We start from the raw sequence: 2,701 nt of genomic DNA, 5'->3' as shown, positions 1-2,701 counted from the left end.
GTCTGGCGGCGGCGAGTGTGCCGGGCATACCCGACGGCCTGGTGGACCTGGGCCTGCTCGTTCCGGCCCTGGTAGTACGGCATGATCGACGGGTCAGCGGCCTGGTACTGCTTCAACGCCTGCCCCACACCAGCCACATTCCCGTGCCCGAAAATACCGAACGTGCCCGGTATCAGGCGCTCACGGAACTCCACACCAGCGACCGAGTCAACCGTGTACTGCCTGGACAAAAACTCGACCACGGCCTGCGCCACGGTCATCCGACGGGTAGCAGGTTTCATTGTCTACTCCTTTGTTCTAGTAAGTGATGCTGCTTGTGGGGGTTACGGCGTCGTGGTGGGGTGAACGTCGTGGCCCGTTGACGGTCAGGTGATGAAGGTTCCTTCTCCGCTTCTGTGGCTGATCACGTCTCTGCTCTTCAGGTACATCCACGCTCTCCGGACGGTGCCCACGGCGATTCTGAGGTTCTCCGCGATTTCCTTTTCAGACAGGAGATGGTCCCCGGACCGGAGCTCACCGGATTCGAGGGCTTCTTCCATGTTCTGGGCCAGTTGGTAGTAAAGCGGCACGGGAATCCGGTCTCGCCAAGGAAGAGCGAGCGGGTACTTCTGGTTGTGCGCAGTGGTGCCCCAGGCCGACACGAACGAGGTTGCCCGCACGGGCACGGGCATGGGCTGACCCGTGAGGTGTGTCCCCGCGACGGCTCTGAGGCTGACCATGGGTTACTCCCCGTCGTCCGCAGCAGACCGGGTGGGGGTGCGCAGCAGGGAGGCAGCTGTTGCGACGGCCCCTGCGACGTTTCCGTCTGCCGGGTAGAGCAGGGTCCTTCCTACGGTGAGGCCTTGGACTCCGGGCAGGGCCAGGGCATCGGACCAGGAGGCGAAGATTTCGTCCTGGCTTCCCGTGGGGTCCCCTCCGAGGAGCACGGTGGGCAGGGTAGTGGCTGCCATGACGCGTTCCATCTCGGAAACGACGGGCAGCTTCATCCATGTATAGGCGCTGGTGGATCCCAGGCCTTCGGCGATTCCAACGGATTTGATCACCGCGTCTGCGGTGAGATCGTTACGGACCCGGCCTGTGGCCCAGACGGAGAGGAAGGGTTCGACCATGGCGATGAGTTTCCGTTCGGCCAGGGAGTCGATGGCTTTGGCGGTCGCTTCGAGGGTGGCCACGGTGTCCGGGTCGCCCAGGCAGATACGGGTCAGCATCTTGCCACCATTAGCGCCGAGGGCTTCCAAGGCTGCGGCGGTGTGGCCGGTGAAGCGGTCATCGAATTCGTTCACCAGTCCCGCCAGGCCGCCGCGGTTCATGGAACCAAACACGAGCTTGCCCTCCAAAGCTCCAAGGAGCAGGAGGTCGTCCATGATGTCCGGGGAAGCGAGGATGCCGTCCACGGCAGGGTTCGCCAAGGCGATCTGCAACCGGTCCAGCAAATCTCGGCGGTCGGCCATCGCCATCGGCTCCGAACCAACGGACACGGCACCGCGGGCCGGGTGGTCGGCGGCGACGATGAAGTTCTGCACGCCGTGTTTCAGGCCGGGATGAGGACGGCGGGTGGCAGCAGCGCGGGCCACGGCCTCCGGGTCCTCCAAACGGATACGGCCCAAGTGTTCGTAACGGCGGGGGTCATCGTTCACGCCGGCATGGCCGGCGACCGTGTCGAGACTCATTTCACTGCTCCTTCTGCGAGAGTGCGTGTCTTAGGCGTACCGGGGATCGGACGGCCGCGCTCGGCCAACAGCGAGATGACCTCATCCGGCGTCGGCATCGCGTCCGCGCAGGACAGGCGGGAGGCGACAATCGCGCCTGCGGCGTTGGCGTAGTCCAGGACCTCCGAGAGAGGCCAACCGGAAAGCAGTCCGTGGCAGAAAGCGCCGCCGAAGGAATCGCCCGCGCCCAGGCCGTTGACGGTTTCCACCGGGACAGGGGCCGAGACGATGCGCTGCGTGCGGGTCTTGGCCATCACGCCTTCGGGGCCGAGCTTCACGACCGCGATCTGCACGCCGGCGGCGAGGAGACGGTCTGCCTGTTCGTCGGGGGAGCCGTGACCGACAGCGACGGCGCATTCCTGTTCATTACCGATCGCGACCGTCACGTGCGGCAGGATCCTGCCCACCTGTTCACGGGCTTCTTCCTCCGAGGCCCAGAACATGGGCCGGTAATCCAAGTCAAGAACAGTGAACTGGTTCATCCTGAGCCGGTCACGGTTTCTGGCTTCGTGCGCCGCGAGGTGGGCGCTTCGTGACGGTTCCTGGCACAATCCAGTGACCGTGGACCAGAAAATCCGGGCGTCCCGGATCGCATCGAGGTCAAGTTCTTCGGCCTTGATCTGCAAATCAGGGGCCGTGGGGAACCGTCCATAGAAGTACAGCGGGAAATCGTGCGGAGGCTGGATCGCGCAGAACGTGGCCGGTGTCTGCAGGCCCTGGACCGGGGAAACGAACGAATCGTCCACACCAAACTTTCCCAGCTCGCCATGCAGATACGCACCGAACGGGTCATCGCCAGTGCGGGTGATAACACCGGCCCGCCGCCCATGCCGGGCGGCGGCAACAGCAACATTGGACGGCGAACCGCCAAGATACTTGCCGAAGGAGGACACATCCTCCAAACCCACACCAACATCATTCGGGTAGATATCGACGCTGATGCGCCCAATAGTAAGAAGCTCGTGGGTCACGACAATCGCAAACCTTTCTAA

3 protein-coding genes and 1 pseudogene are annotated in these 2,701 nt (G+C 63.8%); all 4 read right to left on the bottom strand.

The annotated features are described in order from the left end of the window. Window positions 1–281, bottom strand: a pseudogene (locus ACIPY3_RS23105) (3D-(3,5/4)-trihydroxycyclohexane-1,2-dione acylhydrolase (decyclizing)); the annotation flags it as partial. Between the two features lie 84 nt (window positions 282–365). Further along, window positions 366–719 carry a winged helix-turn-helix domain-containing protein gene (locus tag ACIPY3_RS23100; protein ID WP_400337884.1) on the bottom strand — a complete coding sequence of 118 codons (354 nt, stop codon included), beginning with the start codon at window positions 717–719 and terminating at the stop codon, window positions 366–368. A gap of 3 nt (window positions 720–722) precedes the next feature. Continuing rightward, on the bottom strand, window positions 723–1,670 hold the full coding sequence (locus tag ACIPY3_RS23095; RefSeq protein ID WP_400337882.1) for a deoxyribose-phosphate aldolase: 948 nt from the start codon (window positions 1,668–1,670) through the stop codon (window positions 723–725). Next, window positions 1,667–2,680: a 5-dehydro-2-deoxygluconokinase gene (gene iolC, locus ACIPY3_RS23090; protein ID WP_400337879.1), complete on the bottom strand. Its 1,014-nt coding sequence runs from the start codon at window positions 2,678–2,680 to the stop codon at window positions 1,667–1,669. The genes ACIPY3_RS23095 and iolC overlap by 4 nt, the downstream gene beginning before the upstream one ends. Window positions 2,681–2,701 lie beyond the last annotated feature (21 nt).

The organism is Paenarthrobacter sp. NPDC089714 (genome assembly GCF_044748905.1).
Lineage (GTDB): Bacteria > Actinomycetota > Actinomycetes > Actinomycetales > Micrococcaceae > Arthrobacter.
This window is presented reverse-complemented; position numbering and strand designations above follow the sequence as displayed.